General features: G+C 69.8%; 1 protein-coding gene (only partly in view). It reads left to right on the top strand.

The whole window is internal to a non-ribosomal peptide synthase/polyketide synthase gene (locus tag IU452_RS18540) on the top strand: the coding sequence, 44,007 nt in all, runs 16,325 nt past the left edge and 9,198 nt past the right edge, and what appears here is coding positions 16,326-34,809 (codon 5,442, partial, through codon 11,603, complete); the first complete codon in view begins at nucleotide 2. Both the start codon and the stop codon lie outside the window.

Raw genomic sequence — 18,484 nt, forward strand, 5'->3', positions numbered from 1 at the left:
CCGGCACGAGTCGCTGCGCACCCGCTACCCGGAGCACGGCGGCACCCCTATGCAGGTGGTCGTCCCGGCCGAGCAGATCGTGCTGGATCTGCGCGCCTACCCGGTGTCGAATGCCGAATTGACCACGGCCGTCACCGAATTCATCTCCACCGGATTCGACGTCGCCGAGCAGGTCCCGCTGCGGGCGAGGCTGTTCCAGGTGCAGGCCGACGAGCATGTGCTGGTCGTCGTGGTGCATCACATCGCCGCCGACGGCTTCTCGATGAGCCCGCTGGCCCGCGACGTGATGACCGCCTACACCGCCCGCACCCAGGGCAGCGCGCCCGGCTGGACGCCGCTGCCGGTGCAGTACGCCGATTTCGCGGTGTGGCAGCGCGAGGTGCTGGGCTCGGAGGAGGATCCGGAGTCGCTGCTGGCCCGCCAGGTCACCTATTGGCAGCAGGCACTGGCCGGAATCCCGGACGAGCTGGCGCTGCCCACCGATCGACCCCGTCCGGCCGTCGCCTCGCACCGCGGCGCGACCCTGCACCGCACCCTGGCGCCCGAACTGGTCGGTGCGCTGGAAGCCATTGCCCGCGAACGCGGTTCGTCGCTGTTCATGGTCATGCACGGTGCGCTGTCGGTGCTGCTGGCGCGGCTGTCGGGCGGTGACGACATCGCCGTCGGCACCCCGATCGCGGGCCGCGGCGAGGCCGCGCTCGACGATCTGGTCGGCATGTTCGTCAACACGCTGGTGCTGCGCACCGGCCTGAACCCGGCCGAATCGTTCTCCGCGCTGCTCGGTCGCATCAAGGACACCGACCTCGAGGCCTTCGGCAATGCCGACGTGCCGTTCGAGCGGTTGGTCGAACTGCTCGCCCCGGAGCGTTCGCAGGCCCGCAACCCGCTGTTCCAGGTGATGCTGGCCTTCCAGAACCTCGACCGCGCCACCCTGGATCTGCCGGGTCTGACGGTGTCGGCGCTGGATCTGGAAGAGAACATCGCCCGCTTCGACCTGCAGTTCACGCTGTCGGAGATCCCGACCGTCGTCGCGATGGACCAGGATTCCGTCGGTACCGAACCGACCCCGGTCGCTCCGTCGGCCATCCCGGCGAAGGCCGGGATCCAGGCGGCGGTAGATTCGGGCCTCAGCCGCAATGACGGGGGAAGTCACAGCGGCGGTATGGCTCTCTCGCTCACCTACGCCACCGACCTGTTCGACGAGTCGACGGCCGCGGAGATCGTGCAGCGCTGGGTGCAGGTGCTCGAGGCGATCGCCGCCGATCCCGACATCACCGTCGGCGCCATCGACATCCTCGACGCGACCGAGCGCGCCGACCTGATCGCACGCACCGGCCTGCCCGCCGAACCCGCGCGCACCCTGCCGGACATGCTGGCCGAGGCCGCCGCTCGCGACCCGCAGGCCCCCGCGGTGGTGTTCGAGGGGAGGAGTCTGTCCTACGGAGAGCTGGACGAGCGGTCGAACCGCTTGGCGCGCTTGCTGATCGAGCGCGGCATCGGCACCGAGGATCTGGTCGCGATCGCCGTGCCCCGCTCGGACGAGTCCTACTTCGCCGAATGGGCGGTGTCGAAGTCCGGTGCGGCATTCGTGCCGATCGACCCCACCTACCCGGCCGACCGCATCGCCCACATGGTCACCGACTCCGGTTCGCCGGTGGGCCTGACCGTGTCGTCGATGCGCGGCGAGCTGCCGGAATCGGTGGACTGGCTGGCCATCGACGAGGTGGACCTCGATGACTATTCCGGCGCAGTCGTCACCGACGCCGATCGCGTGCGGCCGCTGCGTCCGGAGCATCCGGCCTACGTCATCTACACCTCCGGCTCCACCGGTGTGCCGAAGGGCGTCGTGGTCACCCACGCCGGTCTGGCCAACTTCCGGGCCGAGCAGAACGAGCGCTACCACATCGATTCCGATACCCGCGCACTGCATTTCGCGTCCCCGAGCTTCGACGCCTCGATGCTCGAGTTCCTGCTCGCGATCGGTGCGGGTGGCACCCTGGTGGTCGTGCCGCCGGGGGTCTACGGCGGCGAGGAGCTGTCGGAACTGATCCGGCGCGAGCGGGCCACCCACACCTTCCTCACGCCGTCGGTGCTGGCCTCGCTCGACCCGGCCGCACTGGCGGACATGAAGGTGATCGTCGCCGGGGGCGAGAACGTCCCGGCCGACTTGGTCGCGAAATGGGGTGGGGCAGCCGACGGTTCGGGCCGCCGTTTCCACAACGGCTACGGTCCGACCGAGACCACCATCATGACCAATATCAGCGAGCCGCTGTCGCCCGGTGATCCGGTCACCATCGGTGGCCCGATCCGCGGCATGCAGTCGCTGATCCTGGATTCGCGGCTGCGGCCGGTGCCGGTGGGTGTCGCGGGTGAGCTGTATCTGTCGGGCATTCAGCTGGCGCGCGGCTATCACGCGCGGCCGGGTCTGACCGCGGACCGGTTCGTCGCGAACCCCTACGGGGACAAGGCCAGTGGCACCGAGCGCATGTACCGCACAGGTGACGTGGTGCGCTGGACCCACCACGGCGAGGTGGAATACGTCGGCCGCTCCGACTTCCAGGTCAAGGTGCGCGGCTTCCGCATCGAGCTGGGCGAGATCGACGCCGCGCTGGCCTCGCACGAGCATGTCGACTTCGCGGTCACCGTCGGTCACGAGAACTCGGCCGGTGCCACCTCGCTGGTGTCGTATGTCGTTGCCGGGCAGGGGCATTCGATCGACGTCGCGGCGCTGACCGACCACGTCGAACAGCGCCTGCCCGCGTATATGGTGCCCTCGGCGATCATGGTCATCGACCGGATCCCGCTCACTCCGGTCGGCAAGCTGGACCGCAAGGCGCTGCCGGAGCCGGTGTTCGCGACCGAGGTCACCTTCCGGGCGGCGCGAACCCCGGTGGAACACACCATTGCCGAGGTGTTCGCCGAGGTGCTCGGTGTGGAGCGGGTCGGTGTGGACGATTCGTTCTTCGCCCTCGGCGGTGATTCGATCGTCTCGATTCAGCTGGTGTCGCGGGCCAAGGCGCGTGGGGTGATCTTCACTCCGCGTGACGTTTTCGAGCAACGGACCGTGGCCGGGCTGGCCGCGGTCGCCGAAACCGCGGACGGCCGCGGCGATGCGGCGCCGACGCTGGTCGAACTGCCCGGCGGCGGGGTCGGCACCATGCCGCTCACCCCGGTGGTGCGGTTCATGGTGGAGCGGCCGGGTTCGTTCCGGCGCTTCCACCAGCTGCTGGCCCTGGAGCTGCCGATCGGTATCGACCGCGACGGTATCGCCGCCACGGTCGCCGCGGTGATCGACCGCCACGACATGCTGCGGGCGCGGTTGCGCCGCCATGCGGGCGCGGAGTGGATCATCGAGACCGCGGCCCCCGGCACGGTCGACGTGGACGCGCTCATTGACCGCACCGAATTCGACCCCGCCGTCGACGATGCGGACGTCGTCGAGATCGCTTCCGCCGCCGTGGATGCCGCGCTGGATCGGCTGGATCCGGAAGCGGGCGTGGTGGTCCGGTTCGTGTGGCTGGAGCCCACCACCACCTCCTCCGAATCTCCGGCGAGGCCGGGACGCTTGGTCGTCATCGCCCATCACCTGGTGGTCGACGGTGTGTCCTGGCGCATCCTGGTGCCCGATTTCGTGACCGCGTGGGGTCAGCTGGCGGCCGGGCAGGCTCCGGAGCTGGTGGCCCCGGCGACCAGCATGCGCACCTGGGCGCACGCCCTCGAGCGGGCCGCCGCCGACCGCGTCGCCGAACTCGATTGGTGGCGTGAGGTTGTCGAGGGCCCGGATCCGCTGCTCACCGAGCGGCCGTTCGACCCGGCCGTCGACGTCTCCGGTGTCATCGACAAGCATCGCGTCGAGGTCTCGCCCGAGGTCACCAGGGCGCTGCTGACCACCGTTCCGGCGCTGTTCCACGGCGGCGTGAACGACGGCCTGGTCACCGCGCTGGTGCTGGCCCTGGCGAAGTGGCGTGCGCAGCGGGGAATCGACGCTGACTCCGCGCTCGTCCGCATGGAAGGCCATGGGCGCGAAGAGGAATTGGTGCCGGGTGCGGACCTGTCGCGCACGGTCGGCTGGTTCACCGCGATCTTCCCCGTGCGTTTCGACCTGTCCGGCATCGATATCGACGCCGCGCTGGCCGGGGGACCGGCGATGGGCCGGGCCATCAAGGCGATCAAGGAGCAGTTGCTCGCCGTGCCCGACAAGGGTCTCGGCTACGGCCTGCTGCGCTATCTGAACCCGGAGACGGCCGGGCAGCTGCCCGCCGAGCTGCCGGGCCAGGTCAGCTTCAACTACCTGGGCCGGGTCTCCGATACCAGCGTGCCGGATTCGCTGCGCGGCTTCGGCTGGGTGCCCGCGCCCGAACTGGGCGACCTCGGTGGTTCCTACGACGCCGATATGCCCGCCATGGCACCGCTGGACGTCAACGCGATCGTGACCGGCGACCGCCTGTCCGCGCAGATCGGTTATCCGACAACCCTGTTGGCAGCCGACGCCGTGCGCGAGTTCGGCGCGCTGTGGACGCGGGCGCTGGAAGCCGTTGCGCACCATGCAGACTCGGCCGATGCCGGTGGGCACACGCCGTCGGACTTCCCGCTGGTGCGGATCTCGCAGGCCGATATCGACGGCTGGGAGCGGCGCTTCCCGGCCTTGACCGAGGTGTGGCCGCTGTCGGCGCTGCAGGCCGGTCTGCTGTTCCACGCCCAGCTCGCCGCCACCTCGGTGGATGTGTACACCGCGCAGGCGGTTCTGACTCTCACCGGTCGAGTCGACGCGGCCCGGTTGCGGTCGGCCGCGCAGGCGCTGGTGGACCGCTACGAGAACCTGCGCACCGCCTTCGTGGCCGACGCCCAGGGCAACCCGGTGCAGGTGGTGCTCGACGGCGTGCGGGTGGCGTGGGCCGAACACGATCGCCGCGGCACCGGCGATGCGAGCGATCTGATCGAGGCCGACCGCATGCGGCGGTTCGATCTCGCCGAGCCACCGCTGATCCGGTTCACCCTGATCCAGGTTGGCGACGACCGGTGGACACTGGCGGTGTCCAACCACCACATCCTGCTCGACGGCTGGTCGATGCCGCTGCTCATGCGGGATCTGCTGGTGCTGTACGCGACTCGCGGTGATACGGGTGCGCTGCCCGCCGCCCGCTCCTACCGCCACTTCCTGGAGTGGGTGGCGCAGCAGGATCATGCGGCCTCGCTGGCCGCGTGGACCAGGGCGCTGGCCGGGGTGTCGGAGCCGACGCTGCTCACCCGGCCGGATGCCGGGCGCGAGATCACCAGCCTGTCCGGCGAATACCTCTTCGACCTGGACGAGGCGGCGACCGCGCGGCTCACCGAACTGGCCGCGCAGCTGGGCGTCACCGCCAATACGGTGCTGCAGACGGCGTGGGGAATCCTGCTGGGCCGCATGACCGGTCGCGACGACGTGCTGTTCGGCACGACCGTGTCCGGCCGCCCCGCGCAGCTGGCCGGGGTGGAATCCATGGTCGGCCTGTTCATCAACACCGTCCCGGTGCGAGTGCGGTTCGACGCTTCGGAGTCGGCGCGGCAGCTGCTGACCCGCACGCAGGGCGAACAGGCCGATCTGCTCGATCACCACTACATCGGCCTGGCCGATATCCAGTCGGCGGCCGGAATCGGCGGACTGTTCGACACCTTGGTGGTGTTCGAGTCCTATCCGGTTGATGCCGAAGGCATTCAGCGCCAGGCCGCCGATATCGACGGCATGGCCGTGACCGGTCTGGAAGCCGCCGACGCCACCCACTATCCGCTGACGCTGATCGCTCAGCTCGACAGCCGTCTGCGCATCCGCGCCGGATATCTGCGGGATCTGTTCGACGAAAACACGGTTCGCCGCATCGCCGACCGGCTGGTGCGCGTGCTGACCGCGATCACCGCCGAACCCGATGTCGTGGTGGGCGAGATCGATCTGCTCGATACCACCGAGCGTGAGCTGATCGTGTCGCGGTGGAACGACACCGCCTTCGACGTGCCCGCGGTGCTGGAGAGCCGGTCCGTCGAGACGGCGACGCTGGTGTCGATGTTCCAGGCGCAGGTCGAGCGCACGCCGGACGCGACGGCCCTCACGTTCGAGGGGACCGGTCTGTCCTACGCCGAGTTCGGCGCGCGGGTGAACAAGCTGGCGCGCTGGCTCATCGAACGCGGAGTGGGCGCGGAATCGTTCGTGGCGCTGGGCATGCGGCGCTCGATCGATCTGGTCGTCGGCATGTACGCGGTGACCGTGGCCGGTGGCGCGTATGTGCCGCTGGATCCGGATCATCCGGCCGAGCGCACGGAATACATTCTCGCGACCGCGGATCCGGTATGTGTGCTCACCTCCGGTGACGATCTCGACATCGACACCGCGCAGGTGCGCATCGATCTGCTCGACCTGTCGGGCTACTCGATTGCGCCGGTGACCGATGCGGACCGGCGTAACCCGCTGCGGCCGTCGGACACCGCGTACGTGATCTTCACCTCCGGTTCGACGGGCCGCCCGAAGGGTGTGGCGGTGCCGCACGAGGCCATCGTCAACCGGTTGGTCTGGATGCAGTCCGCGTACGGCCTCACCGCCGACGACGCGGTGTTGCAGAAGACTCCGGCGACCTTCGACGTGTCGGTGTGGGAGTTCTTCTGGCCGTTGCAGATCGGTGCGCGCTTGGTCGTGGCGAAGCCCGACGGGCATCGCGATCCCGCCTACCTGGCCGAGCTGATCGCGGCCGAGAACGTGACGGTCACCCACTTCGTGCCGTCGATGCTGGCGGTGTTCGTCGCCGAGGACGCCGCCGCGCGCTGCACCTCGCTGCGGATGGTGTTCGCCTCCGGTGAGGCGTTGTCGCCCAAGCCCGCCCATCGACTGCGTGAGTTGACCGGTGCCGAGCTGCACAACCTCTACGGTCCGACCGAGGCCGCGGTGGACGTCACCTACCACCGGGTGACCAGCGGGGATGAACTCTCGGTCCCGATCGGTCGGCCGGTGTTCAACACCCAGGTGTACGTGCTGGACGGGCGGTTGCGGCCGGTGCCGGTGGGCGTCGCGGGTGAGCTGTATCTCGCGGGCGTTCAGCTCGCGCACGGGTACGTGGCGCGTCCGGACCTCACTGCTGATCGGTTCGTGGCCAACCCCTTCGGGGCGCCGGGCAGCGGCTCTCGCATGTACCGCACCGGTGACCTCGTGGCGTGGACCGAGACCGGTGAGCTGGAATACCTGGGCCGCACGGACTTCCAGGTGAAGCTGCGCGGTCTGCGCATCGAATTGGGTGAGATCGAGTCGGCGCTCGTCGCGCTGGACGAGATCGCGCAGGCGGTCGTGGTGGTCCGCAGCGATGCCCACACCGGCGAGCAGCTGGTGGCGTATGTGATTGCCGCACAAGGACTGTCGGTCGATCCGGAGGATGTCCGCGAGCAGCTCGGTGAGCGGCTGCCCGCGTACATGGTGCCGTCGGTGCTGATGGTTCTCGACGAATTCCCGCTGAACGCCTCGGGCAAGCTGGACCGTAAGGCCCTGCCCGCCCCGGTCTTCGAGGCCGCGGTGTTCCGCGCACCCACCACTCCGGTGGAGGAGATCGTCGCGGGCACCTTCGCCGAGGTCCTCGGTGTCGAGCGGGTCGGCCTGGACGACGACTTCTTCGCCCTCGGCGGCAACTCGCTGATCGCGACCCAGGTGGCGGCGCGCCTGTCGGAGGCCCTGGACACCCAGTTGGGTGTGCGCGAGATCTTCGAGGCATCCACGGTGGCCGCACTGGCCGCGCGGGCGGAATCCCGGTCCGGGGCGGGCGGGCGCAAGGCCCTGGTGCCGCAGCCGCGCCCCGAGCGGGTGCCGCTGTCGCTGGCGCAGCAGCGCATGTGGTTCCTCAACCGCTTCGATCCGGAGTCGGCGGTCGACAATATACCTGCGGCCGTGCGGCTTTCGGGCCTGCTCGATCGGCAGGCGCTGCAGATCGCGGTCGCCGACGTGCTGGCCCGACACGAATCGCTGCGCACCCGCTACCCCGAGACGGGCGGCACCCCTCATCAGCAGATCGTGCCGACCGGCAAGGTCATCCCGGACCTCACGCCGATCGACGTCACCGAGGACGAACTGCCGCGGCGGCTTTCGGAGCTGTTCCTCACCGGCTTCGATGTCACCGCCGAGGTGCCGTTCCGGGCGCGGCTGTTCGAGATCAGCCCCACCGAGCATGTGCTCGCGCTGGTGGTGCACCACATTTCGGCCGACGGCTTCTCGATGGGCCCGTTGACCCGCGATGTGATGACCGCCTACGGCGCCCGCGTCGACGGCGGCGAACCCGCCTGGCAGCCGCTGCCGGTGCAGTACGCCGACTTCGCGCTGTGGCAGCGCGGGGTGCTGGGCTCCGAGGACGACCCGGAATCGGTGATCGCCCAGCAGATCTCGTACTGGCGCGAGACGCTGCGCGGGCTGCCCGAACAGCTGGATCTGCCGTCGGATCGGCCGCGGCCGGCCGTGGCCTCGGGCCGCGGCGCGACCTACGGCTTCCGCATCGACGCCGACACCCAGGCGCGGCTGGCCGATCTCGCCCGCACCCGCGGCGCGACCCTGTTCATGGTCACCCATGCGGCGCTGGCGGTGCTGCTGGCGCGGTTGTCGGGTGAGCAGGACATCGCCATCGGCACCCCGGTCGCGGGCCGCGGTGAGCGGGCCCTGGACGACCTGATCGGCATGTTTGTCAACACCCTGGTGCTGCGGACCGAGGTCGACGCCGAGGTGACCTTCACCGATCTGCTGCGGTCGGTGCGGGCCACCGACATCGCCGCGTTCGGGCACGCCGATCTGCCGTTCGAGCGGCTGGTGGAGATCCTGAACCCGGCGCGTTCGCAGGCGCGGCATCCGCTGTTCCAGGTGATGCTGGCGTTCCAGAACCTCGGCCGGACCTCGCTCGAGCTGCCGGGCCTGACGGCCAGCGGCGTGGAGCTGCCGATCGATACCGCCAAGTTCGATCTGCAGCTGGTGCTCACCGAAGACGGCGCGGCGCAGGGCGGCATCGATGCCGAATTCATCTATGCCACCGATCTTTTCGACCAGGCGACCGTGGCGCAGTTCGCGCGTCGGTTCACCCGCCTGCTGAAGGCCATTGCGGCCACGCCGGATCGGCCGGTCGGCGACATTCCGCTGATGGATGCCCGGGAGGCGCTGCAGGAGCTGCGCGGCTGGAACGCGACGGTGCACCCGCTCGCCGCGGGTACGACCCTCGTGGAGCTGTTCGAGGCGCAGGTGCAGGCCACCCCGGACGCTGTCGCGGTGATCGACCGCGAGGCGGGGGAGATCCTGACCTACGCCGAGTTCGCGGCCCGCGTGCATCGGCTGGCCCGGCGCCTGGTGGAGGCCGGGGTCGGACCGGAAACCCTTGTCGCCCTGGGTCTGCGGCGTTCGCTGGATCTCGTGGTCGCCGCGTACGCGGTGCTGGAGGCCGGCGGTGGCTACGTGCCGCTGGATCTCGATCAGCCCGCCGAGCGCATCGGGTATGTGCTGGAGACGGCGAATCCGGTGTGCGTGCTGACCACGTCCCGCGACGATGCCGATCTCGAAACCGGTATCACCACGCTGCGCATCGACGATGTCGGGCGGGATGCCGCAACGGCGGAGGCGGCGAGCGCTCCGCTCACCGATGCCGAACGCCTTGCGCCGCTGCGCCCGTCGAACCCGGCGTACGTGATCTTCACCTCGGGTTCGACCGGCCGCCCGAAGGGTGTGGCCGTGCCGCATGCGGCGGTGGTGAACCAGATCCGCTGGATCACCGGCGAATACGGCATCGACGCCGACGATGTGGTGCTGTTCAAGACGCCCGCCACCTTCGACGTGTCGGTGTGGGAGCTGTTCGGACCGCTGTCGGTCGGTGCCCGCATGGTGATCGCGAGCCCCGACGGCCACCGCGATCCGCAGTACCTGGCGGAGGTCATTGCCGCCGAGCGGGTCACGATGACCTCGTTCGTGCCGTCGATGCTGACGGTGTTCTCCGGGAGCGTCGACGCGGACCGAATCGCCTCGCTGCGGGCGCTATTGGTGGCCGGTGAGGCGTTCACCTCCGATGCGGTGCAGCAGTTCCGGGCCGTGAGTTCCGGCGTCGCGCTGTACAACCTGTACGGCCCGACCGAATTCACCGTGCACGCCACCCACGCGCCGGTGGCCGCCGACGTGCAGGGTGCGGTGCCGATCGGTCTGCCGGTCTGGAACGCCCAGGCGTATGTGCTCGACGGCCGCCTGCACCCGGTGCCGCCGGGCGTCGCGGGTGAGCTGTACCTGGCGGGCGATCAGCTGGCGCGCGGGTACTTCGGCCGCGCGGACCTGACTGCCGATCGCTTCGTCGCGAACCCCTTCGGGGATGTGGCCGGGACCTCCGGTACCGGTTCACGCATGTACCGCACCGGTGACCTGGTGCGCCGTGCGGCCGACGGCTCGATCGTGTACCTGGGCCGCACCGACTTCCAGGTGAAGCTGCGCGGTCTGCGCATCGAACTCGGTGAGATCGAATCCGCGCTGACGAGCATGGCCGAGGTCGCCCAGGCCGTCGCCGTGGTGCGCTCCGATGCGCACACCGGCGATCGGCTGGTCGGCTATGTGGTGCCCGCCGGTGACGATGTCGACGTCGAGGCGCTGCGCACCCACCTGGCCGGACGGTTGCCGTCCTACATGGTTCCGGCCGCGATCGTGGTGCTCGACGCCATGCCGCTCAACCCGAACGGCAAGCTCGACCGCCGCGCCTTGCCCGAACCGGCCTTCGAGGCACGCGAATTCCGGGCGCCGTCGACCCCGATCGAGGAGATCGTCGCCGCCACCTTCGCCGAGGTGCTCGGCCTCGACGACCCGGTGGGCGTCGACGACGACTTCTTCGAACTCGGCGGCAACTCGCTGATCGCCACCCAGGTGGTGGCCCGCCTCGGCGCGGCGCTCGACACCCGGGTGCCGGTGCGGCTGCTGTTCGAGGCACCCTCGGTCGCCGCGCTGGCCGCCCGCGTGGAGAGCCATGCCGGTACCGGTCGCCGCCGCGAGCTGGTGGCCGGGCCGCGTCCGGAGCAGATCCCGCTGTCGCTGGCGCAGCAGCGCATGTGGTTCCTCAACCGCTTCGACACCACCAGCGCGGTCAACAACATTCCGCTGGCGGTCCGGCTCACCGGCGATCTCGATGTGGCCGCCCTGCGGGAGGCCGTGCGTGACCTCGTCGACCGGCACGAGGTGCTGCGCACCGTCTACCCGGAGACCGCGGACGGCCACGGCGTGCAGGTGATCCTGCCCGTGGGCACCGAGATCGCGGAGCTGGAACCCATTTCGGTGACCGAGGCCGAGATCGCCGAGCGCATCGGCGAAGTGGTGCTCACCGGTTTCGACGTGACCGCCGAGGTTCCGGTGCGGGCCAGGCTGTTCCACGTCACCGACACCGAACGGCCCACGCACGTCCTGGTTTTCGTGGTCCACCACATCTCCGGCGACGGCTGGTCGGTGCGCCCGCTCGCGCGCGATGTGATGATCGCCTACGCGGCGCGCTCGCGCGGTGAGGCACCGGGCTGGGCCCCGCTGCCGGTGCAGTACGCCGATTACGCGCTGTGGCAGCGCGACACGCTGGGTTCCGAGGACGATCCCGCCTCGCTGATCGCTCAGCAGGTGGCCTACTGGTCGCAGACCCTGGCCGGGCTGCCCGATCAGCTGGATCTGCCGTCGGACCGGCCGCGGCCGGCCGTGGCCTCGGGCCGTGGTGACGTGCACGAGTTCTCGATCGACGCGGACCTGCTGCGGGGGCTGCACACGCTGGCCCGCGAACACGGCGCCAGCCTGTTCATGGTGGTGCACGCGGCCTTCGCGGCACTGCTGGCGCGGCTGTCGGGTAGTGACGACATCGCCATCGGCACCGCCGTCGCGGGCCGTGGTGAGGCCGCGCTCGACGAGGCGATCGGCATGTTCGTCAACACTCTCGTGCTGCGGACGAATGTCGAGAGCTCAGCCTCTTTCACCGATCTGCTCGCCCGGACCAAGGATTCGGATCTGGCCGCCTTCGGCCAGGCGGACCTGCCGTTCGAGCGGCTGGTGGAGATCCTGAACCCGGCGCGTTCGCAGGCGCGGCATCCGCTGTTCCAGGTGATGCTGTCGTTCCAGAACACCGGCGAGGCGTCGTTCGAACTGCCCGGCCTCGAGGTGGCCGGGGTACCGCTGGATGTGGTCACCGCCAAGTTCGATCTGCATCTGAACCTCACCGAGCGGTTCGACGCGCAGGGCGTGGCCGACGGCATGACGGCCGAATTCGCCTATGCCACCGATTTGTTCGACGCCGGCACGGTCGCTGCGTTCGCGGATCGTTTGGTGCGGCTGCTGGCGACAATCGTGGCTGAGCCGACCACGCCCATCGGCGACGTAGACCTGCTCGATGCGACCGAGCGCCGCAAGGTGCTCGACAACTGGAATGCGACGGGCTACGACATCGATCGGGTGGTGCTGGGCCGTGCGGCGGGCAGCCGGGCGCTCACGCTCGCCTCGATGTTCGAACTGCAGGCCGCGCGCACTCCGGACGCGCCCGCGCTGACGTTCGAGGGGACGACTCTGTCCTACGGCGAATTCGCCGGACGGGTGAATCAGCTCGCCCGCGAGCTGATCTCGCGGGGTGTGGGTCCGGACGCGCTGGTCGCGCTGGGCATGCGGCGCTCGATCGAGCTGGTCGTCGGCATGTACGCGGTGACCGTCGCCGGTGGCGCGTATGTGCCGCTGGATCCGGATCATCCGGCCGAGCGCAATCAGTACGTCCTCGAGACGGCGCAGCCGGTGTGCGTGCTGACCACCTCGCGCGACGGGTTCCGGCCCGTCTACGACGGGGGGCGTGAAGGCGGGGTCGTTCTCGAGATCGACGGCCTGGACGTGACGGGCCACTCGACCGAGACGGTCACCGACGCGGATCGTCGTGCGCCGCTGCGTGGTTCGAATACGGCCTACGTGATCTTCACCTCCGGCTCGACCGGCCGCCCGAAGGGCGTGGCGGTGACCCATGAGGCCATCGTGAACCGCCTGGTGTGGATGCAGGACGAATACGACCTGTATGCCGACGATGTGGTGCTGCAGAAGACCCCGGCCACCTTCGACGTGTCGGTGTGGGAGTTCTTCTGGCCACTGCAGGTCGGCGCCCGCTTGGTGGTCGCCAAGCCGGACGGCCACCGCGACCCGGCCTACCTGGCCGAACTCATCGTCGCCGAGGGCGTCACCACCACGCACTTCGTGCCGTCGATGCTGTCGGTCTTCGTCGCCGAGGAAAAGACGGCGGAGTGCACCAGCCTGACCAACGTCTTCGCCTCCGGTGAGGCGCTGCCCGCCGCGACCGCGCAGCGGTTGATCGAGCTGACCGGTGCCCGCCTGCACAACCTGTACGGTCCGACCGAGGCCGCGGTCGACGTGACCTATCACGAGGTGACCGAGGCGGATACGACCTCGGTGCCGATCGGCCGCCCGGTGTTCAACACCCGGGTGTACGTGCTGGATTCGCGCCTGCACCCGGTCGCGCCGGGTGTCGCGGGTGAGCTGTATCTGGCGGGCGTGCAACTGGCCCGCGGGTACGTCGGCCGTCCGGATCTGACCGCGGATCGGTTCGTGGCCAATCCCTTCGGGGATGGCGGTGAGCGGATGTACCGCACCGGCGACCTGGTGAAGTGGTCCCCCCGCTCCGCGGGCGGAAGAGAAGTGCAGGTGCTGGAGTACCTGGGCCGCACCGACTTCCAGGTGAAGCTGCGCGGTCTGCGCATCGAACTCGGTGAGATCGAGGCGGCGCTGACGAGCCTGCCGGAGATCGCGCAGGCCGTCGTGGTGGTGCGTTCGGACGACCGCCTCGGCGATCAGCTGGTCGGATACCTGATCCCTGCCGGTTCGGGTGTCGTCGACCTCGACGCGGTTCGTACCGCGCTCGCGGAGGAACTGCCCGCCTATATGGTGCCGTCGGCCTTCGTGGTGCTGGATGCCTTCCCGCTCAACGCCTCCGGCAAGCTGGACCGCAAGGCGCTGCCCGCGCCGGTGTTCGAGGCCAAGGTGTTCCGGGCACCGGCGACGCCGATCGAGGAGATCGTCGCGGGCACCTTCGAGGATGTGCTCGGCGTGACCCGGGTGGGTGTGGACGACGACTTCTTCGAACTGGGCGGGAACTCGCTGATCGCCACCCAGGTCACCGCCCGCCTCGGCGCCGCGCTCGACATTCGGCTCGCGGTGCGCGATCTGTTCGAGGCGTCGACCGTCGCCGCGCTGGCCGCCCGGCTCGAACAGGGCGCCGGATCCGGCCGCGCCCGCCCGCGCCTGGTGGCAGGCGAACGGCCGGAACGGATTCCGCTCTCGCCCGCGCAGCAGCGGTACTGGTTCCTCAACCAGTTCGACACCGCCGCCTCCGCGGTCGACAACATTCCGCTGGCCGTGCGGCTGTCCGGCGCGCTCGATGTGGCCGCGCTGGAGCAGGCCATCGGCGACGTGTTCGCCCGCCACGAGGTGCTGCGCACCACCTATCCGGGCTCGCCGGAGGGGCCGCGGCAGGTGATCCTCCCGGCATCGCAGACCGCGCCGTCGCTCACGCCGGTGGAGGTCGACGAGGCCGAATTGCTGGACCGCGTCATCGAATTCGCGCTGACGACCTTCGATGTGACGGTCGAGGTGCCGCTGAAGGTGGCGCTGTTCCGGGTTGCCGGGGCCGATGAGCACGTCCTCGCCTTCACCGCGCACCACGTCGCCGCCGACGGCTCATCGATGGGCCCGCTGGCGCGCGATGTGATGGCCGCCTACGTGGCCCGGCTGCAGGGTGAGGCCCCGCAGTGGGCTCCGCTGCCGGTGCAGTACGCCGACTACGCGCTGTGGCAGCGCGCGGTGCTGGGTTCGGAGGAGGACCCGGAATCGCTGGCGGCCCAGCAGGTGTCGTACTGGAAGACCGCGCTGTCCGGGCTGCCCGATCAGCTGGAGCTGCCCACCGACCGGCCGCGCCCGCCCGCGCAGTCGTTCCGGGGCAAGGCGATTCGCTTCGATATCGACCCGCAGCGGCATGCACGCCTGCACGAGCTGGCACGCGCCAACAACGCGTCGCTGTTCATGGTCGTACATGCGGCGCTGGCCGTGCTGCTGGCGCGGCTGTCGGGCACCGACGACATCGCCGTCGGCACCCCGATCGCCGGCCGTGGCGAGCGCGAACTCGACGACCTGATCGGCATGTTCGTCAACACACTGGTGTTCCGCACCCGCATCGACGGCAATGCCACCTTCGCCGAGCTGCTGGCCGATGTGCGCGAACGCGACCTCGAGGCCTTCGCCAACGCCGACGTGCCGTTCGAGCGTCTGGTCGAGGTGCTCAACCCGGTGCGTTCGACCGCGCGCAATCCGCTGTTCCAGGTGGGTCTGTCGTTCCAGAACCTGGCCGAGACCACCTTCGAGCTGCCCGGCCTGTCGGTGAGCGCGGTCGACTTCGATTCGCAGCTGGCCAAGACCGATCTGCACGTCACGCTGTACGACCGGTACGACGACGACGGCACACCGGCCGAGATCGTCACCGAATTCGGTTACGCCGTCGACCTGTTCGACGAGGCCACGGTGCAGGGCTTCGCGGACCGGTTCGTGCGGGTGCTCGACGCGGTCATGGCGGACACCGCGGCGCGGGTCGGCGATATCGACCTGCTCGACGCGGACGAGAGCGCACGAATCCTGCAGGCGTGGAACGACACCGCGCATGAGCTTCCCGGCGAGGGCCGGGATCTCACCCTGGTGTCGCTGCTCGACGCGACGGTGGCGGCGCACCCGGAGGCGGTGGCACTGGTCGCCGACGAATCGGGTTCGGCCGCGCCGCAGCAGGTTCTGACCTACGCCGAGCTCGATGCCCGGGTGAACCGCCTGGCGCGGCATCTGATCGAGCGTGGCATCGGCGCGGAGGATCGGGTGGCGCTGGCCATCCGTCGTTCGGCGGATCTGGTCGTCGCCATGTACGCGGTGGCCAAGACGGGTGCCGCCTACGTGCCGATCGATCCGACCCAGCCGGCCGACCGCACCGACTACATCCTCGAGACCGCGACCCCGGCGTGCGTGCTGACCACCTCGGTGGACGGATTCGGCACCGCCGCCGCGGATGTCGTGCGCCTCGACGAACTGGACCTGTCCGGCTACGCCGAGACGCCGATCGCCGATGCCGAGCTGGTGCGTGGATTCACCGCGGCCACCACGGCCTACGTGATCTTCACCTCCGGTTCGACCGGCCGCCCCAAGGGTGTGGCCGTGCCGCACGGCGCGATCGTCAACCAGCTGCTCTGGGAGACGGACGAATTCGGGCTGACCTCGTCGGATTCGGTGCTGCTGAAGACGGCGGCCACCTTCGACCTGTCGGTCTGGGAGTTCTGGACCGCGGCCGTCTGCGGTGGCCGCTCGGTCGTGGCCGCCGCAGACGGGCACCGCGATCCGGCCTACCTGAACGAGCTCATGCGCACCACCGGAGTGACCACGCTGCACGTCGTGCCCTCGATGCTGGACGCGCTGCTCACCGACGCCGGTGGCACGCTCAGCGAGTCGCTGCGGCGCGTGCTGGCCATCGGTGAGGCGTTGCCCGCGGCGACCGCGCAGCGGGTCCGAGCTTCGAGCCCCCACCTTGCTTTGTTCAATCTGTACGGCCCGACCGAGGCGGCGGTGTCGATCACCAACCACAAGGTGACCGCCGCCGATGAGGTGTCGGTGTCGATCGGTGCACCGGAGTGGAACAGCCAGGTGTACGTGCTCGATTCGCGCCTGCGCCCGGTGCCGGTGGGCGTGCCCGGCGAGCTGTATCTGGCCGGTGCGCAGTTGGCGCGCGGCTACTTCGGTCGCCCGGACCTGACCGCGGACCGGTTCGTGGCCAACCCCTTCGGGGAACCGGGTGCTCGCATGTACCGCACCGGTGACCTGGTGGCGTGGAACGGCGACGGTGAGCTGGAGTACCGCGGCCGCACCGACTTCCAGGTGAAGATCCGCGGCTTCCGCATCGAACTGGGCGAAATCGAGGCGGCCATGCTCGCGCTGCCGGAGATCGCCCAGGCCGCCGTGCTGGCCAAGCACGACGAGCACACCGGTGACCGCCTGGTCGCGTATCTTGTCCCCGCCGACGCTCCCTCTGTTCCCCGCGACGTCCGCGCAGCGGGCGGCGCGGGGATCGACGTGACCCGCGTGAAGTCGGCCCTGTCGGAGGCCCTGCCGTCCTACATGGTCCCGTCGGCATACGTCGTCCTCGACGCCCTGCCGCTCAACGCGAACGGCAAGCTGGACCGCAAGGCGCTGCCGGAGCCGGAATTCGAGAAGGCCGTCTTCCGCGCGCCGGTGACCCCGATCGAGCAGATTGTCGCCAACACCTTCGCCGAGGTGCTGCGGCTCGAGAGCGGTACCGTCGGCCGCGACGACGACTTCTTCGCCTTCGGCGGAAACTCGCTGCTGGCAACGCAGGTCGCCGCTCGTCTCGGCGAGGCGCTGAATACGCGGGTGCCGGTGCGGCTGCTGTTCGAGGCGTCCACGGTGGCCGCGCTGGCGGTCCGGGTGGAGCAGCACGCGGGCGCGGGCGGCCGCAAGGCGCTGACCGCGGGCCCACGGCCGGAACGGATTCCGCTGTCGCTGGCACAGCAGCGCATGTGGTTCCTCAACCGCTTCGACACCCAGTCGGCCGCCTACAACGTGCCGATCGCGGTGCGACTGTCGGGCGAATTGGATATCGAGGCGCTGCGGGCCGCGATCGCGGACCTGGTGGCGCGCCACGAAATCCTGCGCACCGTCTACCCGCAGACCGCTGTGTCCGATGCCCCCAAACCCACCCTGGAGCCTGTCCAGGTGATTCTGCCTGCGGCGCAGGCGGTTCCGGAGCTCGAGATCCGCACGGTCGCCGCCGACGAGATCGAGCGGGCGGTCGTGGCGCTGACGAATACGATCTTCGACGTCACCAGCGAGGTGCCGATGAAGGTCGCGCTGTTCGAGATCGAGGGCGCACCGGGCGAATTCGTGCTGGCGATGGTGATTCATCACATCTCCGGCGACGGTTCGTCGGTCGGCCCGCTGACTCGCGACGTGATGACCGCGTATGCGGCCCGCTCGGTCGGCGAGGCACCGAACTGGGCGCCGCTGGCGGTGCAGTACGCCGACTACTCGATCTGGCAGCGCGAACTGCTCGGCGACGAGGACGATCCGGAATCGCTGGCCACCAAGCAGGTCGAGTACTGGAAGCAGGCGCTGGCCGGGCTGCCCGATCAGCTGGATCTGCCGTCGGATCGGCCGCGCCCGCCGGTGCAGTCGTTCGCCGGTGGCAAGGTCGAGGTGCGCATCGACGCCGACACCCACCGCGCGCTGGCCGAGTTGGCGCGCACCGAGGGTGCGACGCTGTTCATGGTCGTGCACACGGCCCTGGCGGTGCTGCTGGCGCGGCTGTCGGGCACCGACGACATCGCGATCGGCACCCCGATGGCCGGGCGCGGCGAGGCCGTGCTCGACGATCTGATCGGCATGTTCGTCAACACCCTGGTGTTCCGCACCCAG

Origin of the sequence: Nocardia transvalensis (assembly GCF_015477765.1) — a bacterium.
Classification (GTDB): domain Bacteria; phylum Actinomycetota; class Actinomycetes; order Mycobacteriales; family Mycobacteriaceae; genus Nocardia; species Nocardia transvalensis_A.